Source organism: Streptomyces sp. NPDC028298 (assembly GCF_055565895.1).
Genome location: NZ_JBVHTL010000001.1, coordinates 21,239 through 37,861 on the forward strand (window position 1 = coordinate 21,239; position 16,623 = coordinate 37,861).

A 16,623-nucleotide genomic window follows, 5' to 3' on the forward strand; every position below is an offset into this window, starting at 1 on the left:
TCACCCACCACAACCCCCCCCCCCCCCCCCCCCCCCGCCCCCATACCCCCCCCCCCCCCCCCCCCCCCCCCCCCCCCCCCCCCCCCCCCCCCCCCCCCCCCCCCCGGCCGTGTCACCCCGCCAGGCCGGTCAGCCCGAACGTCCACAGCACCGTCCCGATGACGAGGAGGCCGTTGACGGCCCAGGCCCGCCCGCGGCCGGAGAGGGCGCGCACCAGGCAGGGCACGGCGGCGAGCCGCAGGAGCAGCGCCGCCGTCGCGACCGGCCCGGCCCGCAGCGGTTCGTCGCGCGGCCCGAAGGTCGCGCCTCCGCGTACGGCGACCGTCTGCAGGCCGATCAGCAGTCCCAGGACGAGGACCGCGGACAGGGCCGCGGCCGTACGCGGCGAGGCCCACACCCGCCGGACGAGGTCGAGTTGGACGACGGCCGCCGCCAGGAAGGGCAGCGACACGGACAGCCCGTACGCCAGGTTCTGCTGGAAGACCACCAGGTCCCCGGCGGTCGCGGCGGCGCAGAGCAGGGCCCCGAGGCGACGGGCCGGCACGGGCCGGCCCCATCGCGGGCCCGCCGGGGAGACGCCCGTCCCGGCGAGGGGCGCCTCAGTCGATGGAGTCATCGTCGTATCCCAGCGTCGGGGCGGGCCAGGACTCGGCGGGGGCCGCGTACACCGGGTGGTGTCCGTCGGCGGGCGGACCGACCCGGAACTGCGCCATCATGTCGTGGTCCTCGTGCACCAGGTTGTGGCAGTGGATCATGTAACGCCCGGTGTTCGGACCGAACTTGACCACCATGCGCACGGTCTCGTTCTCACCGACGAACACGGTGTCCTTGCCGCCGAGTTCCCACGGCGACGGCGGCTTGCCGTTGCGGTCCAGGATCTTGAAGTCGACCAGGTGCACATGGACGGGGTGCCACCAGCCGCCTGACTTGTTCTCGAACTCCCAGATCTCGACGTCCCCGAGCGACGGATCGGCCCAGACGTACTCGTAGTCTGAGGCGACGACGTCGGCCCAGGTCTTGCCGTTGACGGTCCAGATGCCGTCCTTGCGGATGAACTCGAACTTGCGGGTCTTCTTCGCCATCGCGGCGGTCAGGTCCATGGCCGGCGCGTTCGGGTTCAGCACGTCCGGGATGGAGTTGCCGGACAGGTCGGTGGCATCGCCCACGACGTCGAAGGCCATGACATTGCCGGTGGTGTCGAAGTCCTCGACGTTCGGCACGCTGAGGTTCTGCAGCACCACCCGCTGGCCGACCTTGTACTTGGCGAAGTCGATGATCACCTCGTAGCGCTCGGCGATGCCGTGCCGGTAGCTGGTCACCGAGCGGGGCTGCGGCATCAGGCCCGCGTCCGTGCCGATGAAGACGAACGGGTCGCCGGTGCTCAGCGCGAACTTGTAGCCGCGCGAGATCGAGCCGTTCAGGATCCTGAAGCGGTACTTGCGCCGCTCGACCTTCATCACCGGCCAGGGCCGCCCGTTGACCAGGATCACGTCGCCGAAGATGCCGGAGTGGCCGCCGTCGTCGTACAGGAGCTGTCCGTCGCGGTCGAACATGGCATCGCGGACGATCAGGGGCACGTCGTAGCGGCCGTGCGGGATCGGCAGCGACTGCTCCAGGGCGTCGTGCATCGTGTACATCGCGGCGAGGCCCATGTACGCGTTCTCCGCGGTGTGGTGCACGCCGTGGTCGTGGTACCAAAGGGTGCGCGCGTCCTGGGAGTTCGGGTAGTGGTAGTCCTTGTACTCGCCCGTGCGCGTCACGTCGCTCGCGTAGCCGTCGTACTCGGGCAGCGACGCCGAACCGTGCAGGTGCACCGAGGTCCACGACTCGTACCCCAGGCGTGGATGCACCCTGGGCAGAGCGTTGATGTGCCGTACGACGGCCGGCCGGCCCCGGGTGGCCCGGATCGTCGGGCCGCCGAACGACCCGTCGTACGACCAGGTCTCGGTCTTCAGGCCGGGCAGGATCTCGGTCATGGCGCTGCGCATGGTGACCGTGTAGTAGTCCGTCGTGCTCGACCGTTTCGTCGGCACGGCCTCGGGCGGTACCGCGAACGGCACGGTGAAGGGCTTCGGGAACTTGCTCACCGCGATCCGGTCCGAAGCCGTCTTGGCGCGCACGACGCGTTCGAACGGCAGCGCCAGGGCCGCCGACGCCAGGACGCCGTACTTCATCACGTCACGCCGGGACAGGGCGTTGTCTTGCATGTGTGGGTTCACCCCCATGGTGGGCCGCCGCACCGGCGGCTCGGGCACCGCGCTCTCCCCCATGGAGTCGCGGATGCCCCGGTCTTCTCGGAACTGAGGAGGGGCTGCTTTCGACCGCCCTGTCCTGACGGGCCCCGGCGGCGGACGTGCGCGGCACGGCGAACGCCCCCCGCCGGGGTGCCGGTCGCTCGGACCGGCCACGGTCTAGCCGTTCGGCACGGTCACCGGCCCCAGGGTTCCGCCCTTGTCGGAGGAGATGTAGACCGGGGAGGGGTTCGTGGTCGCGGCGCTGCCCGACCGCAGGCGCAGGCTCCACGTGCCGTTGGCGGCGCCCGCCGCGGGCGGCTGCACGATGACGTCGGTGGCGAAGACGGGGCCGGTCGGCGAACCGGAGCGCAGCGTCAGCGACGCGCCGGGAACGGACCCGGTGCCTTCGAGCCGCAGGTCGCCGGACTTCCACTTGGCGAGCGTGATCGCGAGCTTGTCGACCGCGGGCACCTTGGGGGTGACGTCGACCGGCGTGGACGAGGCGCCCTTGCCCACCGCGTTGACGGCGACGACCGTCACGGCGTACTTCGTGTCGTTCTTCAGCCCGGTGAGCGCGACGCTGGAGGCGCTGGCCCCGGCCGTGGTCGTGACGGCCGTGCCGGAGGCGGGCGTCGCGGTGATCTCGTAGCCCGTGACCGGCGAGGTGCCCGGGTCCTCGGGCGCCGTCCAGCGGACGGTGGCGCTCGCGTTGGCGGCCTGCGCGGTCACCGACTGCGGGGCGCCGGGCGCGGTGGCGGACCCGAACGTGTACTTCTCCATCCGCGCCTGCGAGGCGTTGCCCGCCGGGTCGAAGGCCACGAACCGCAGCGTCCTGGACCCGTCGGACGCCTTCAGGTCGAAGGGCCCGGTGTACAGCGTCGCCGCGGGTCCGGTGGTGCCCGCCTCCAGCGGGTCCGAGCCGTCGAGCGTGTAGTAGATCTCCGAGCCCGGCTCGTTGGCCGTGAGGGTCACCGTGGTGTCGGCGGTGTAGAACCCTCCGGCGGGCTTGGCCGAGACGGTCGGCGGCGTGGCGTCGGCCGAGGCGGTGTCGCCCGGCAGCGCGGGCGGCCAGGACTCGCCCGCCTCGCCGAAGGACCTCACCTCGACGCGCTTGCCCGCCACGGAACCCGGCAGGGTCACCGAGGTCGCGTCCGGGTCGTTGACGCGGACGCCCACCTCGCCCTGCACGCCCTTCTTGCTGAGCCGGTCGACGGCCCGCACGGTGTAGCCGAGGATCGGTGCGGCGCCGGGAGCCGACCGGGGCGCAGTCCAGCTCACCGAGGTCGTGTCGCCCTCGTCGTGGACCACGACTCCGGTGGGCGAGGCGGGTCCCTGCTGAACCGCTCCGGCGGGGCAGCCGCCCATCCCGGGGCCGCCCACCTCGCCGAACTCCGCGATCGTCACGCCCTGCGTGTTGCCGTCGGGATCCTGGTCCTGCCAACTCGTCACGGTGTACAGGCCGTCGGCGGCGACGGCGGCCGTGTCCGCGTTCAGGAACTTGTACGTGGCGGTGAAGGTGCCGTCGGCGACCTCCATGCCGGAGGAGTAGCCGCCCTTGGGGGCGTTGGCCAGGGCACCCGGAACGGCCCGCACGTCGCGCCGGGCCACCTCGGTGTCCCGCAGGGCCGGTTCGATGATCCGCTGCTCCAGGAACGTCGGGTCGACCGCGGATCCGAGCCGCCCCTGGATCACCAGGGTGGTCGGCGTGGTCAGGGCCCCGCCGGTGACACCGACGTCGAGGGCCGTGGCGTCGGCGGCCACGGCACCCCCGAACTTGACCGACACGACGTCGCCGGTGCGGATGTCGGGCGTCACCTGGAGGCCGCCGCCGGCTCCCCAGCACAGGCCGCCGGGGTGGTTCACCTCGATGGCCGGGTTGCCCGCCGCGATCGAGTTCGCCGACGCCATCGTGCCGGTGGCCGAACCGATGAGCCCGACGTGCGGGCGCTGCACCTCGATCGTCACCTGCTCCCCCGCGTGCTCGGAGAAGCCGTCGATCGAGACGAAGTCCCGGTCCGGGAAGATGGTGATGTTGTCCGGGAAGGCCGGAACGGCGGCGTGGGCGGTGACGGGCGCGACCGACGCGCTGATCACCATGCCGGAGATGACGAGGCCGGCGGCGGTGGCCTTCCGCCTTCCTCCGCCCCGCGCGAACTTGGTCATGACGACTTCCCCTCCTTGGCCGTACCCGGACCGGGCTGCGCCGGGCGGTCGGCAGCGATGAGCGGGTGCCAGCCTGTCCGACCCGGCCGCGCCGCGGCAGCCTTGTCTTGGGCACCCGCCCATCCCCAATCTGGAGGGGTCTTCCTCGCGCCCGGGCCCCGTCGCCGGGGAGCCGGACCCGTCGCCGGGGAGCCGGACCCGTCGCCGGGGAGTCCGACCCCGTCACCGGGGAGTCCGGGCCCGCCACCGGCGAGGCCGGGGAACCGTCAGCGGTCGTCGCCGCCGTGGCCGCCCCGGTGCCGGCCGCGGCCACGCCCGCCGTCGTCACCGGTGTGATCGTCCCCGCCGTGGTCCTCCCCCGCACTCGGGTGGTCGTCACCGCCGACGTGGACACCGTGGTCGTCCCCCGGCGCGTCGTCCAGTCCGCCGGTACCGCGGCCCCGGTCGTCTCCGGCGCCGGCCGCGCCGTGGTCGTCCGTTCCCGGGGCCACCCCGTGGTCGTCACCGGGAGCGTCGTCCCGTCCGCCCCTTCCGCGGCCCCGGTCGTCTCCGGCGGTGGCCGCGCCGTGGTCGTCGGTTCCCGAGCGCACGCCGTGGTCGTCACCCCGGCGGTCGTCGTCGCCGCGCCGGTCCAGGGTGACGGCACCCGTGCGTACGTCGACGCGTACCTCGCGGCGGACCTGGTCGGCGCCGACGATGTGCACCTCCCAGTAGCCCGGGTGGTCGGCGTCGAGTTCGACGGCGGTGACGGTACCCGGGTACGCCTTCCGCGCGGCGGCGGCCGCCTGAGCCGCCGTCAGGGACGTCGCCGCCGGGGACGGTGCGGGTGCCGGCGAGGCGGTGGCGGACGGCCGGTCCTCGGGACCGCCGCCGTGCCGGTCGGTGTCCGCCGTCGCGAGCGCCGAGTACCCGCCGCCGCCGATGAGTACGGCGGTCACGAGGACGGTGGCGATGGAGGTGGTGCGCTTCATGTCGAGCCTCCCCGGCCGGACGTCCGCCCGGCCCGTGTCGTATCCGTGTCCTGACTGTTCGGTGACGCCAAGGTGCCCGGGGAAAGCTGAAGGGGACCTGAAGCCACCTGAAGATCCCTTCAGGTTCCGTTTGGGAGACTCGGCACATGCGCCTGTTGATCGTGGAGGACGAGAAGCGGCTCGCGCTCTCGTTGGCGAAGGGCCTGCGGGCCGAGGGCTTCGCCGTGGACGTCGTCCACGACGGGAACGAGGGCCTGCACCTGGCCGCCGAGGGCGTCCACGACCTGGTGCTGCTCGACATCATGCTGCCGGGCCTCAACGGCTACCGCGTCTGCGCCGCCCTGCGCGCGGCGGGTCACAACATGCCGATCCTGATGCTCACGGCCAAGGACGGCGAGTACGACGAGGCGGAGGGCCTGGACACGGGCGCCGACGACTACCTCACGAAACCGTTCTCGTACGTCGTGCTGGTGGCGCGGGTCAAGGCGCTGCTGCGCCGCAGCGGTTCGGCCGGGGCGTCGCCGGTCCTGCGCGTGGGACGGCTCGTCGTCGACACGTCGACGCGCCGGGTGTGCCGGGACGATACGGAAGTGACGCTGACCGCGAAGGAGTTCGCCGTGCTGGAACAGCTCGCGACACGGGCCGGACAGGTGGTCGGCAAGCCCGAGATCCTGGAGCACGTCTGGGACTTCGCCTACGACGGCGACCCGAACATCGTCGAGGTGTACATCAGCACGCTGCGCCGCAAACTCGGCCCCGACACGATCCAGACCGTACGCGGCGCCGGCTACCGGATGGTGGCCTCGTGAAGGGGCGGCCGCTCGGCTCCGTGAAGGCCACGATGGTGCTGTGGGCCACCGCCGTGGTGACGGTCGCGCTGGTGGCCGCGGGGGTCGCGGTGCTGATGTCCCTGCGCGTGAACCTCACCGAGCAGGCGCAGAGCGAGGCCAACGACACCGCCCGCAGGATCGCCCTCGGCGTCGCCACCTGGCGCGGGGGCGACGCCCGGCTGACGCTGCCGGAGGGCGCGCGGGACGGAATCCCCGTACAGGTGACGGACGAGGACGGCCGGCTGCTGGCCGTCGGCGACGGGCTGGAGAGCATCAGCGGCACCGGTGTGACCGCCGTCCGCGTGCCGCGCTCCGCCGCCTCCCCCGCCACGTCTTCCCCCTCTCCTTCCCCCTCCCCATCCTCTGCGTCCTCCCTCTCGCCGTCCGCGACCACGACGCCCGCCCCGGATCCCGCCGCACAGCTCGTCATCGGATCGGGCGACGACCACGGCCGCGGGCGGGACCGGAACCGCGGCTCCGACGACGCGTCGGACGACAGCACATCCGTTTCGGACGACAGCACGTCCGGCGGCCACGGTTCGGACGACCGCGGCAGGGACGATCACGGTACGGACGACACCGACGGCAGCCCGTCGCCCGAGGCGAACGACCCCGCCATCGGGACCATCGGCGACACCGTCCAGGAAGGCTCCGGACGCGCGGTGGTCGACGGCCACGGTGCCCCGTACCGCTTCGCGACCATCAAGGCCACGGACCTCGGCGGCCGGACGGTGCTGGTCCACGCGGGGGCCTCGCTCGCGGCCCGCGAGAGCGCCGTCCGCAGCGCCGCGGTGGCGATGCTGGCCGGGCTGCCGCTGATCCTGCTCGTCGTCGGAGGGGTGACCTGGCTGGTGACGCGGCGCGCGCTCGCCCCCGTGGAGGGCATCCGGCGCGAGATGGCGGCGATCACCGCCTCCGAGGACCTGTCCCGGCGCGTCCCGGAACCCGCCTCGCACGACGAGGTGGCCCGGCTGGCCCGTACCACCAACGAGACGCTCACCGCGCTGGAGGCCGCCGTCGACCGGCAGCGCCGCTTCGTCGCCGACGCCTCCCACGAACTGCGCAGCCCCATCGCCTCGCTGCGCACCCAGTTGGAGGTCGGCTCCGCCCATCCGCAGTTGCTGGACGTGCCCGGCGCGGTCAAGGACACCGAGCGGTTGCAGCACCTCGCGGCCGACCTGCTGCTGCTCGCCCGGCTCGACGCCGGGGAGCGGCCGGGTCAGGGGCTCGTCGACCTCGGCGAGCTGGTCCGCGAGGAGGCGGAACACCGTCCGGCCGACCGCACGCCGGTGTCCTGCCACACCGACGGTCACCTGCAGGTGACGGGCTCCCGTGGGCAGTTGGGGCGCGTCATCGGCAATCTGCTGGACAACGCGCAGCGGCACGCGCGCGACGAGGTCGTCGTGCGGGTGGAGCGGCGGGACGACCGGATCGTCCTCACCGTCGCGGACGACGGCGACGGAGTGCCGGCGGGCGAACGTGAGCGCATCTTCGAGCGGTTCGTGCGGCTGGACGACGCGCGGGCCCGCGACGACGGCGGTGCCGGGCTCGGCCTGGCCATCGCCCGCGACGTGGCCCGCCGCCACGGTGGCACGCTCACCGCGGGAGAGGCGCCGTCCGGCGGCGCGCTCTTCGAACTGTGCCTGCCCGTGGCGCCCGTACTCCCTCACGCGTCGCGTTCCTGAGACGCCGGAGCGCCGGGAAACATGTCCGGAACGCCGGAACACCGCACCTCACCGTGTTGTCGGCAACAGACCTCGCGTGAAACAAGTCACGGCTGCGCGCTGTGCCGAACAGCGGGCCGCACCATGTAAGTTCCTGCGTCCAAGGGGCGTGGACTCCCCCTGAATCACCCATTCGTGCCTGCACATCTGCGCCCCCTGAGGGAGACATCACCATGCCCGCAGAAGAATCGGCCCATCACCCGCCCCAGGTCGTCGGAGTGGTGGCCGAGTCCACTCCCGGGGAGACCCGTGTCGCGGCGACGCCCGCCACCGTGCGCCAGTTGGTGGGGCTGGGCTACGAGGTCGTCGTCGAGTCGGACGCCGGTACGGCGTCGGGTTTCACGGACGACGCGTACGGTGACGCCGGAGCGCGGATCGGCGACGCCTGGCAGGCGGACGTCGTCCTCAAGGTCAACGCTCCGTCGACGGGCGAGATCGCGCGCCTGTCCGACGGTTCGACGCTGATCGGTCTGATCGGTCCGGCCCAGCGCGCGGACCTCCTCGCGGAGCTCGCGGACCGGCCCATCACCGTGCTGGCCCTGGACGCGGTACCGCGGATCTCGCGGGCGCAGTCCATGGACGTGCTCAGCTCCATGGCCAACATCGCCGGGTACCGGGCCGTGATCGAGGCGGCGCACGTGTTCGGGCGCTTCTTCACCGGTCAGGTGACGGCCGCGGGCAAGGTCCCGCCGGCGAAGGTCCTGGTGGCCGGGGCCGGTGTGGCCGGCCTGGCCGCCATCGGTGCCGCCTCCAGTCTCGGCGCGATCGTCCGGGCGACCGATCCGCGGCCGGAAGTGGCCGACCAGGTGCGGTCGTTGGGCGGCGAATACCTCGCGGTGGACGTCGCGCAGGAGGAGAGCACCGACGGGTACGCCAAGGCGACCTCCGCCGACTACGACCGGGCCGCCGCCGCGCTGTACCACGGGCAGGCCGAGGACGTGGACATCGTCATCACGACCGCGCTGATCCCGGGGCGTCCGGCCCCCCGCCTGCTCACGGCGGAGGACGTCGCGGCGATGAAGCCCGGCAGCGTCGTCGTCGACATGGCCGCCGCGCAGGGCGGCAACGTCGCGGGGACCGTGGCCGGCCGCACCGTGGTCACGGACAACGACGTCACCATCATCGGTTACACCGATCTCGCGTCGCGGTTGCCCACCCAGGCCTCCCAGCTCTTCGGCACCAACCTGGTGAACCTGATCAAGCTGCTGACGCCCGGCAAGGACGGCCGGCTGGTCATCGACTTCGACGACGTGGTCCAGCGCGCCGTGACCGTCGTACGCGAGGGTGAGATCACCTGGCCCCCGCCGCCCGTGGCCGTGTCGGCCCAGGCCGCGCCCCAGCCCGCCCCCGCGCCGGTGGCCGCCCCGGCGAAGGAGCCTCGGCTCACCCCGGCGGCCCGGTTCGCCCTGATCGGCGCGGGCATGCTGGCGATGTTCGCCCTGGTCGCCTTCGCCCCCGCGCAACTCGCGGCGAACTTCACGGTCTTCGCGCTGGCGGTGGTGATCGGCTACTACGTGATCGGCAAGGTGCACCACGCGCTGCACACACCGCTGATGTCCGTCACCAACGCGATCTCCGGGATCGTGGTGATCGGGGCGCTGCTGCAGATCGGGCACGAGAGCGCGGTCGTCACCACCCTCTCGTTCATCGCGATCCTGCTGACGAGTGTGAACATCTTCGGCGGCTTCGCCGTCACCCGCCGCATGCTGTCCATGTTCTCGAAGGGCTGAGCCGCCATGACGTCCATCACAGCCTCCCATGCGGCGGACCTGGTCGCCGCCCTGCTGTTCATCCTCAGCTTGGCCGGACTGTCCCAGCACCGCACCTCCCGTGCCGGTGTCGTGTACGGCATCGCCGGCATGGCCCTCGCCCTGGTCGCCACCGTCGTGCTGGCGGCACAGAGCATCACCGCGGGCGCGGTCACCCTGATCGTCGTCGCGATGGTGCTCGGCGCCGCGATCGGCATCTGGCGGGCGCGGCAGGTCGAGATGACCCAGATGCCCGAACTCATCGCCGTGCTGCACAGCTTCGTCGGCCTCGCCGCGGTGCTGGTCGGCTGGAACAGCTACCTGGAGGTCGAGGCGCACGGAGCCGCGCAGCGGCACGTCACGTCCGACCTGCTGGGGATCCACCACGCCGAGGTGTTCATCGGCATCTTCATCGGCGCGGTCACCTTCACCGGCTCGATCGTCGCGTTCCTCAAGCTGTCGGCGCGCATGAAGTCCCGTCCGCTGGTCCTGCCGGGCAAGAACGCGCTCAACGTCGCGGCGCTGGTGGCGTTCGTGGCCCTGACGGTCTGGTTCACCGTCACCCCTTCCCTCGGCCTGATGATCGCCGTGACGGTCCTCGCGCTGGTCCTGGGCTGGCACCTGGTCGCGTCGATCGGCGGCGGCGACATGCCGGTCGTCGTCTCCATGCTCAACAGCTACTCGGGCTGGGCCGCCGCGGCCGCGGGGTTCCTGCTCGACAACAACCTGCTGATCGTCACGGGCGCGCTGGTCGGTTCCTCGGGTGCCTACCTGTCGTACATCATGTGCAAGGCGATGAACCGTTCCTTCATCTCGGTCATCGCGGGCGGGTTCGGTATCGAGGCTCCCTCCGGCGGGGACGAGGAGCAGGGCGAGCACCGCGAGGTCCACGCCCAGGAGGTGGCCGACCTTCTGGTCCAGGCCCGGTCCGTCGTGATCACCCCCGGCTACGGCATGGCGGTGGCGCAGGCGCAGCACCCGGTCGCCGAGCTGACGCGTCAACTGCGGGAGCGGGGCGTCGAGGTGCGCTTCGGTGTCCATCCCGTGGCGGGCCGTCTGCCCGGGCACATGAACGTGCTGCTGGCCGAGGCCAAGGTGCCGTACGACATCGTGCTGGAGATGGACGAGATCAACGACGACCTCTCCGACACCTCGGTCGTCCTGGTCATCGGTGCCAACGACACCGTCAACCCGGCCGCGGAGGAGGATCCGGCGAGCCCGATCGCGGGCATGCCGGTGCTGCGGGTGTGGGAGGCGGAGCAGGTGGTCGTCTTCAAGCGCTCGATGGCCTCGGGTTACGCGGGTGTGCAGAACCCGCTGTTCTTCCGTGAGAACAGCGGCATGCTGTTCGGCGACGCCAAGCAGAGCGTCGAGGACATCCTGCGCGCGCTTCCCTCCGACCCCCGGTCCCAGGCGTCGAACGAGGCCGCCCTCGCCCGCTGAGCCCGGCACCCGGGCACGCGGCCTCCGCTTCCGGTACAGCCGCACCGTCGTCCGTCCCCCCTCTCCGGGGAAGGCCCGTCGTCCGCCCCGCGCGCTCGTGTGCGCGGGGCGGCGGCGGGCCGTGCGCTTTCCCGGCCGGGTGGGACCGCCCGGGCGCGGCGGCGTGGGTTCGTGTGCGAGGAGAGCCGGAGCCGACCGGTCAGTCGATGCGTGTTCCCGCGCCGCTGACGTGGACGCGGGGGTCGCCCTGGCGCAGGGTCACCGTGAGTTCGCCGGGGCGGCCCAGGTCCTCGCCCTGATGCAGGGTGAGGACGGCTTCCTCGGGGGCCAGACCGAGCTCACGGAGGTAGGCGCCGAACGCGGCGGCCGCGGCGCCGGTCGCCGGGTCCTCGACGACCCCGCCGACGGGGAAGGGGTCACGGACGTGGAAGACCGTGGCCGACTCCCGCCAGACGAGCTGGACCGTGGTCAGGTCCAGGCGGTGCATCAGGGCTTCGAGGCGCGCGAAGTCGTACGAGAGGTCCGCGAGGCGAGCGCGCGTCGCGGCCGCGAGGACGAGGTGGCGGGCACCCGCGAACGCGATGCGGGGCGGGAAGGCCGGGTCGAGATCGCCGGCGGGCCAGCCGAGCGCGGCGAGCGCCTCGTCCAGGTCGGTGTCGGCGATCCCCTCGACGTGCGGCTCGACGCTCGTGAGCGTCGCGCGGACCGTCCCGTGCTCCTGGGTCACCTCCACCGGTACGACACCGGCGCGCGTCGCGAACACCAGCTCACCGGGCCCGATCCGCTCGGCCAGCGCGACGGCGGTGGCCACGGTGGCGTGCCCGCAGAACGGCACCTCCGCCTTCGGGCTGAAGTAGCGGATGGTGTACGACCGTCCCTCCGGGCCACCGAGGTCCTCCGGGGGCGCGGTCAGGAACGCGGACTCCGAGTATCCGAGGTCGGCCGCGATGGCCAGCATCTCGCTGTCGTCCAGGGCGGAGGCGTCCAGGACGACACCCGCGGGATTCCCGCCGTCGGGGGTGCCGGAGAAGGCGGTGTAGCGCAGGACCTCGGCATGCGGCGCGTTGATCGTCATGATCGTGGAACGTGGGGCATCAAGTGGCTATTCCGTCCGCCCGGGTGCGGCGGGAAGCGGCGCCCGGTCGAGTTCCAGTACGCCCACCGTCTGGTCGCCGCTGGTCTCTCCGGTCGGCGTGAATCCCAACGTCCGGTAGAACTCCCCGGGTCCGTCCGCTCCTGGATGCCACGTGGTGGTCAGGCGCGTGCCCCCGCGGCGCCGGATCTCGTCGGCCACCGACCGCACGGCGAAGCGTCCATAGCCCCGGCCCTGCCGGCCGGCGGCGATGTTGAGGCGCCAGAGCCCGGAGCGGAGGTCGGTGCCGTCGCCGGTCCAGTCGATGTCGAAGAAGGCCATGAGGAATCCGACGGCCTCGTCGCCGTCGCGGATGAGCCGGGGCCAGGCGATGCCGGGGTGCACGTACGCCTCGGCGAGCGACTTCACCACGGGCGCCACCGCGTGTTCCTGGTCGGGCCGGACCCTCAGCGCGATGGCGGCCTCGAAGTTGTCGGGGGTGATCTCTTGCAGGTGCGGCGAAACGGGCATGACCGAACTCTATGCAGGCGGGGCCGGTCGCGGCCCCGGGATTTCGCTCCGAGCGCGGGGCGAGGCAGCCGGCGGTGAGGGGCCCCGCGCGCCGAACCGTCGGCCTCGCGTGACCTCTGCCGGGGCGAGACGGCGCCATGATCATGGCTGAGATACGCTGCGGCTACTTCATGAGTTCAAGCCCGGGGGGGCCTTCCACATGATCACGTCTTCGCGCGCGCTTCTGGGCAGCGCGCTGGTTCCCGTGTTCGCGCTGACGGTGACCGTGCCGTGCGCGCACGCCGTCCCGTCCACCACCACGGCCGCCGCCACCGCCACGGCGAGCGGCACCGCCGCGACGGCGGCCGCGACCGCCGTGGGCATCGGCCCCTGGGCCACGCCGAAGCAGCTTCCCGGCGTCACCCGGGTGATCGACCTCCAGTCGTCGCGCGGCGGCACCCTGGCGGGTCTCTTCGAACAAGGCGGCAAGACCGTGCTGTCGGTCAGGCCCGCGGGCAGTTCGACCTGGCGGTCCGCCGAGCCCGCCCCCGGCGCGACGCTCCATCGCACGGACGACGGCGCGCTCGTCCTCGTGTGGTGGGAGAAGGCCGCGGACGCGACGACCGGCACCCTGCGCATGTCCCGGCTGGCACCCGACGCGACCGTTTTTGGGCCCGCCGAGGTCGTCGCGGCCGGCACCTCGGCCACGGACGGCTACTTCCGGGGAACGGCCGTCACCACGGTCGCGGCGGGACCCACGGGCCGCCAGGCCGTCGCCTGGATGGACAAGGACCACCGGCTCACCGTGTCCGAGCGCCCCGGACCGACCGGCGCGTGGTCCGCGCCCACGGTCCTCGACCGGCTCCCGGAGCCGATCGTCCGGCCCGACAACGTCTACGACTACCACCTGCGGGACCTGCGCCTCGCCGTCGCCAAGGACGGCGCCCTCGGGCTGATCTGGGGCGGCGACAGCTACTACACGGGCGACGGCGTCGACCCGGACCCCACCGCCTACCAGTGGTACTACAAGTACCTGGAGAAGCCCGCCGGTTCGGCCTCCTGGACCGCGCCGCGGGATCTGCCGCAGCTCGGCGAGAAACCCCGGCTGGTCACGCTGGCGGCCCACCCGCAGGGCGGTTTCCAGTTGCTCTCCTTCAACAACTACGCCCGCAAGCCCGCGGGGGCGGCGAACTGGGGTCCGACCGAGAGCACCGGGATCTACGCGAACGACACCCGGCCCGCCGACCTGCTGACCGCGCCGAACGGCGATGTCACGGCGGTCGGTTCGGGCGCCAGAGGACCGGCCGTCGCCACGCGCCAGGCGACCGGGAGCGGCTGGAAGGCCCCGCAGGACCTGGCCGGTGACACCGAGGCCGACTCGCTCGGCAGCACCCGCACCGCGGACGGTTCGCTCGTGCTCACGTACACCCAGAAGCGCTTCCTCTCGGGGCACACGATCCGCCGCGACTTCGTCGCCCAGACCGTCGCCGTCGGCAGTGTGGGCAAGCCGCGCACCCTCAACTCCCTGACGGACGGGACCACCAGCGCGGGCCGCGTGGCGACCGACGACAAGGGGCGCCCGGTCGCCGTCTGGACGCAGTCCGCGGCCGCCGGCTCCGCGCCCACCGCGTTCACCGCGACGACGGGCACCCGAGCCCTGCCCAAGTGGCACGACTACGCCGACGACACCCGCTCGGACATCCTGGGCACCGGCCTCTCCGACACGATGAACCTGCTCACGCAGGACGGCACCAATCCGCTCCGTACGTTCCAGGCACGCCCCTGGGCGGCCGAGACCCGGATCGTGCCGTTCGGCGACTTCGACGGGAACCGCTGCAACGACCTCGTGGTCCGGCTGCCCGGCGGCGAGGCGCGGCTCTACACCCCGGTCTGCGGCGGCCTGCCCACACCCGACTCCGCCTACCGGCGCCTGTCGCGGGACTGGAGCGCGTACGACGTCCTGCTCTCCAGCGGCGACCAGACCGGCGACGGCCGCCCCGACCTGCTGGCCCGGAACAAGGCCTCCGGTGACCTGTACCTGTACGCCCACGACGGGAGCGACGGATTCCTGCCCCGGGTGAGGATCCGGACCGCCTGGACGGGTTACAAGCGTGTCATCGGCGCGGGCGACCTCAACGGCGACGGCCTCGGGGACGTCCTCGCCCTGGACGGTACGGGGAAGCTCTGGCGCTACGACGGCACCCGCACCGGCAAACTCAAGGACCGCGTGCAGGTGTTCAAGGACTGGGGCCGCACCTACAAGGACGTCATCGGCGCCGGCGACATCAACGGCGACGGCAGGAACGACCTGATCTCCCGGGACACCTCCAACACCCTCTGGCTCAACGCGGGAACGGGCACGGGCTCCTTCAAGAGCCGCGTCCAGGCGGGGGATTCGACGTACTGGAAGTCCTGGGCCTCACTCGGCTGAGGAGGCCGGCCTTCGGCGCCGCGTGTACAGGGCCAGCGCGGCGGCGAGCAGGGCGATGACGACGGCGGCGCCGGCGTAGAAGCCGGGGGTGGCCCAGGCCGGGCCCGGCCACACGGACACGACGACGTCCGCCGCGTCGTCGGTCGGCGTGGTGTCCCGGCTGGGGCGCGCGGAGTCGCCGTCCGAGACCGTGACGCGGCCGCGCCGGTCGACGCTGTCGGTGCCGATGTCGATGCGGAGGGTGAACGGGAAGGTCGTCGTGGCTCCCACGGCCTCGACGCGAGCCGTGCACACGTACCGTCGGGCGCTGGGCTGCTTCACGAACGCCTCGGCCAGAGGCGTGTCGTCGGCGGCAACTGCCCGGCAGTCCTGGTCGATCGCTTCCTCGTCGCCGGCGAAGCTGTACGGCGACTCCACGACCGTGGTGCCCTCCGGCACGGTGAAGACGACCCTCACCGTGGTCGGCAGCGAACCGGGGCCGTCGTTGCGGACGCCGATCCGCACGGTGGCCAGACTGCCGACGGGGCCGCGGGCCGTGTCGGCGATCGCCGCGAGCTCGCTCCGGTTGCGCACCGGCACGTGGAGAACCTGTGGCCCGTCGCCGGCCTTGTCCGGCACGGCGGGGTCGGTCACGGTCGCCGGCACGAGCCGCAGGCGTGTCCCGTCGTCCGGCCGGTGCCACGATGCGACCGGTGGAACGTACTCGGTTCCGACGGCGGCGGCACTCACGTCGACGGTCGGATAGCCGGCGTCACGCGCCGCCCGAAGGTGTTCGGGGACGGCCAGGCTGTACGACCGGCCGGGCGGAATGACGACGTCGGCGGCGGCGAGCCGGCACCACACCGAAGTGCTGCCCCGGTAATAGCAGTTGGTGTGCCGACTGCCGATGGTGACTCCGTCATGCGCTTCCATGCTCAACGCCACTCCGCGGGCGGGCACGTCACCGACATTGCGTACGGTCAGACGGACCGCGAGGCTCTCACCGGGTTGCACAGGGCCCTGACGGAGACGGGTCGCGACCCGGAGTTCCGGTCGGCCGACCACGATGCGGGTCTTACCGGTGAGGGGCCTCATGCCGGGAGCGGTGACGCGGTAGCGCAGGACGCCGGAGTCACCCGCCTTCGCCCCCTTCGCGGGACTCAGATGGAAGGCCTGGATGCCTCCTGGACCTGCCCCCACCTGCGTGTCGCAGTGATAGACGGGCAGATGGACAACGCAGTCGTCGAGTGCGCGCCGGACGGTGACGACGTTCTTCAGATCGGCGGCGTCGAAGGTGACCCGCAGTTCGACCGTCTTCCCGTCGAGAGCCCTTTCCTGGACTCGCAGGTCGTGAGCGGTCCGGTGCGGATCCCGGGAGACGTAGACGACCGGGGGAGCGACCAGCTCCACGTCGTCTCCCCCGTTCGAGGAGCACCCCGAGAGGACGGACGTCACGCCGGTCAGCGCGAGCAGGAGGACGACGACGGCCCTCCACGAACGGACGAACAGGCCCATCTA

12 protein-coding genes are annotated in these 16,623 nt (G+C 72.5%); 5 read left to right on the forward strand and 7 right to left on the reverse strand.

Going from position 1 to position 16,623, the window contains the following annotated elements; all coding sequences use genetic code 11:
• Positions 1-112 precede the first annotated feature (112 nt).
• The 4 genes from ACZ4TO_RS00120 to ACZ4TO_RS00135 all read right to left on the reverse strand — a co-directional run bounded on the left by ACZ4TO_RS00120 (position 113) and on the right by ACZ4TO_RS00135 (position 5,368).
• Positions 113-616 carry a hypothetical protein gene (locus ACZ4TO_RS00120; RefSeq protein ID WP_468022914.1) on the reverse strand — a complete coding sequence of 168 codons (504 nt, stop codon included), beginning with the start codon at positions 614-616 and terminating at the stop codon, positions 113-115.
• Positions 600-2,207: a multicopper oxidase family protein gene (locus ACZ4TO_RS00125; RefSeq protein WP_451075285.1), complete on the reverse strand. Its 1,608-nt coding sequence runs from the start codon at positions 2,205-2,207 to the stop codon at positions 600-602. Before ACZ4TO_RS00125 ends, ACZ4TO_RS00120 begins: the two co-directional genes overlap by 17 nt.
• A gap of 204 nt (positions 2,208-2,411) precedes the next feature.
• Entirely contained in the window at positions 2,412-4,397 is a 1,986-nt protein-coding gene (locus ACZ4TO_RS00130; protein ID WP_468022915.1) for a fibronectin type III domain-containing protein, read from the reverse strand.
• A gap of 266 nt (positions 4,398-4,663) precedes the next feature.
• Positions 4,664-5,368: a PepSY domain-containing protein gene (locus tag ACZ4TO_RS00135; RefSeq protein WP_468022916.1), complete on the reverse strand. Its 705-nt coding sequence runs from the start codon at positions 5,366-5,368 to the stop codon at positions 4,664-4,666.
• A gap of 146 nt (positions 5,369-5,514) precedes the next feature.
• On the opposite strand from ACZ4TO_RS00135, the gene ACZ4TO_RS00140 reads away from it, so the two are divergent.
• The 4 genes from ACZ4TO_RS00140 (at position 5,515) to pntB (ending at position 11,113) form a co-directional block, all read left to right on the forward strand.
• Entirely contained in the window at positions 5,515-6,177 is a 663-nt protein-coding gene (locus tag ACZ4TO_RS00140; protein WP_382784815.1) for a response regulator transcription factor, read from the forward strand.
• Positions 6,174-7,883, forward strand: a complete 1,710-nt coding sequence (locus ACZ4TO_RS00145; RefSeq protein ID WP_468022917.1) for a sensor histidine kinase — start codon at positions 6,174-6,176, stop codon at positions 7,881-7,883. The genes ACZ4TO_RS00140 and ACZ4TO_RS00145 overlap by 4 nt, the downstream gene beginning before the upstream one ends.
• Before the next feature lie 212 nt (positions 7,884-8,095).
• Positions 8,096-9,652: a Re/Si-specific NAD(P)(+) transhydrogenase subunit alpha gene (locus ACZ4TO_RS00150; RefSeq protein ID WP_468022918.1), complete on the forward strand. Its 1,557-nt coding sequence runs from the start codon at positions 8,096-8,098 to the stop codon at positions 9,650-9,652.
• A 6-nt stretch (positions 9,653-9,658) separates the two neighbouring features.
• A complete protein-coding gene (gene pntB / locus ACZ4TO_RS00155) occupies positions 9,659-11,113 on the forward strand; it encodes a Re/Si-specific NAD(P)(+) transhydrogenase subunit beta (protein ID WP_382784811.1) in 1,455 nt (484 codons plus the stop codon).
• Between the two features lie 199 nt (positions 11,114-11,312).
• Here pntB and ACZ4TO_RS00160 read toward each other — a convergent pair whose 3' ends face one another.
• Together ACZ4TO_RS00160 and ACZ4TO_RS00165 are read right to left on the reverse strand one after the other, a co-directional pair.
• Positions 11,313-12,188 (reverse strand): PhzF family phenazine biosynthesis protein, encoded by an 876-nt coding sequence (locus ACZ4TO_RS00160; RefSeq protein WP_468022919.1) that lies wholly within the window; start codon positions 12,186-12,188, stop codon positions 11,313-11,315.
• A gap of 27 nt (positions 12,189-12,215) precedes the next feature.
• On the reverse strand, positions 12,216-12,716 hold the full coding sequence (locus ACZ4TO_RS00165; protein ID WP_382784806.1) for a GNAT family N-acetyltransferase: 501 nt from the start codon (positions 12,714-12,716) through the stop codon (positions 12,216-12,218).
• Between the two features lie 199 nt (positions 12,717-12,915).
• Here ACZ4TO_RS00165 and ACZ4TO_RS00170 point away from each other — a divergent pair, with 199 nt between their 5' ends.
• Positions 12,916-15,126 carry an FG-GAP repeat domain-containing protein gene (locus ACZ4TO_RS00170; protein WP_468022920.1) on the forward strand — a complete coding sequence of 737 codons (2,211 nt, stop codon included), beginning with the start codon at positions 12,916-12,918 and terminating at the stop codon, positions 15,124-15,126.
• Here ACZ4TO_RS00170 and ACZ4TO_RS00175 read toward each other — a convergent pair.
• Entirely contained in the window at positions 15,115-16,620 is a 1,506-nt protein-coding gene (locus ACZ4TO_RS00175) for a COG1361 family protein (protein ID WP_468022921.1), read from the reverse strand. The genes ACZ4TO_RS00170 and ACZ4TO_RS00175 overlap by 12 nt on opposite strands.
• Positions 16,621-16,623 lie beyond the last annotated feature (3 nt).

What these genes read in the sequence shown, in the direction of transcription:
- ACZ4TO_RS00120 (WP_468022914.1), bottom strand. Translation starts at nt 616, where the DNA reads ATGACTCCATCGACTGAGGCGCCCCTCGCCGGGACGGGCGTCTCCCCG.
- ACZ4TO_RS00125 (WP_451075285.1), bottom strand. Translation starts at nt 2,207, where the DNA reads ATGCAAGACAACGCCCTGTCCCGGCGTGACGTGATGAAGTACGGCGTC.
- ACZ4TO_RS00130 (WP_468022915.1), bottom strand. Translation starts at nt 4,397, where the DNA reads ATGACCAAGTTCGCGCGGGGCGGAGGAAGGCGGAAGGCCACCGCCGCC.
- ACZ4TO_RS00135 (WP_468022916.1), bottom strand. Translation starts at nt 5,368, where the DNA reads ATGAAGCGCACCACCTCCATCGCCACCGTCCTCGTGACCGCCGTACTC.
- ACZ4TO_RS00140 (WP_382784815.1), top strand. Translation starts at nt 5,515, where the DNA reads ATGCGCCTGTTGATCGTGGAGGACGAGAAGCGGCTCGCGCTCTCGTTG.
- ACZ4TO_RS00150 (WP_468022918.1), top strand. Translation starts at nt 8,096, where the DNA reads ATGCCCGCAGAAGAATCGGCCCATCACCCGCCCCAGGTCGTCGGAGTG.
- pntB (WP_382784811.1), top strand. Translation starts at nt 9,659, where the DNA reads ATGACGTCCATCACAGCCTCCCATGCGGCGGACCTGGTCGCCGCCCTG.
- ACZ4TO_RS00160 (WP_468022919.1), bottom strand. Translation starts at nt 12,188, where the DNA reads ATGACGATCAACGCGCCGCATGCCGAGGTCCTGCGCTACACCGCCTTC.
- ACZ4TO_RS00165 (WP_382784806.1), bottom strand. Translation starts at nt 12,716, where the DNA reads ATGCCCGTTTCGCCGCACCTGCAAGAGATCACCCCCGACAACTTCGAG.
- ACZ4TO_RS00170 (WP_468022920.1), top strand. Translation starts at nt 12,916, where the DNA reads ATGATCACGTCTTCGCGCGCGCTTCTGGGCAGCGCGCTGGTTCCCGTG.
- ACZ4TO_RS00175 (WP_468022921.1), bottom strand. Translation starts at nt 16,620, where the DNA reads ATGGGCCTGTTCGTCCGTTCGTGGAGGGCCGTCGTCGTCCTCCTGCTC.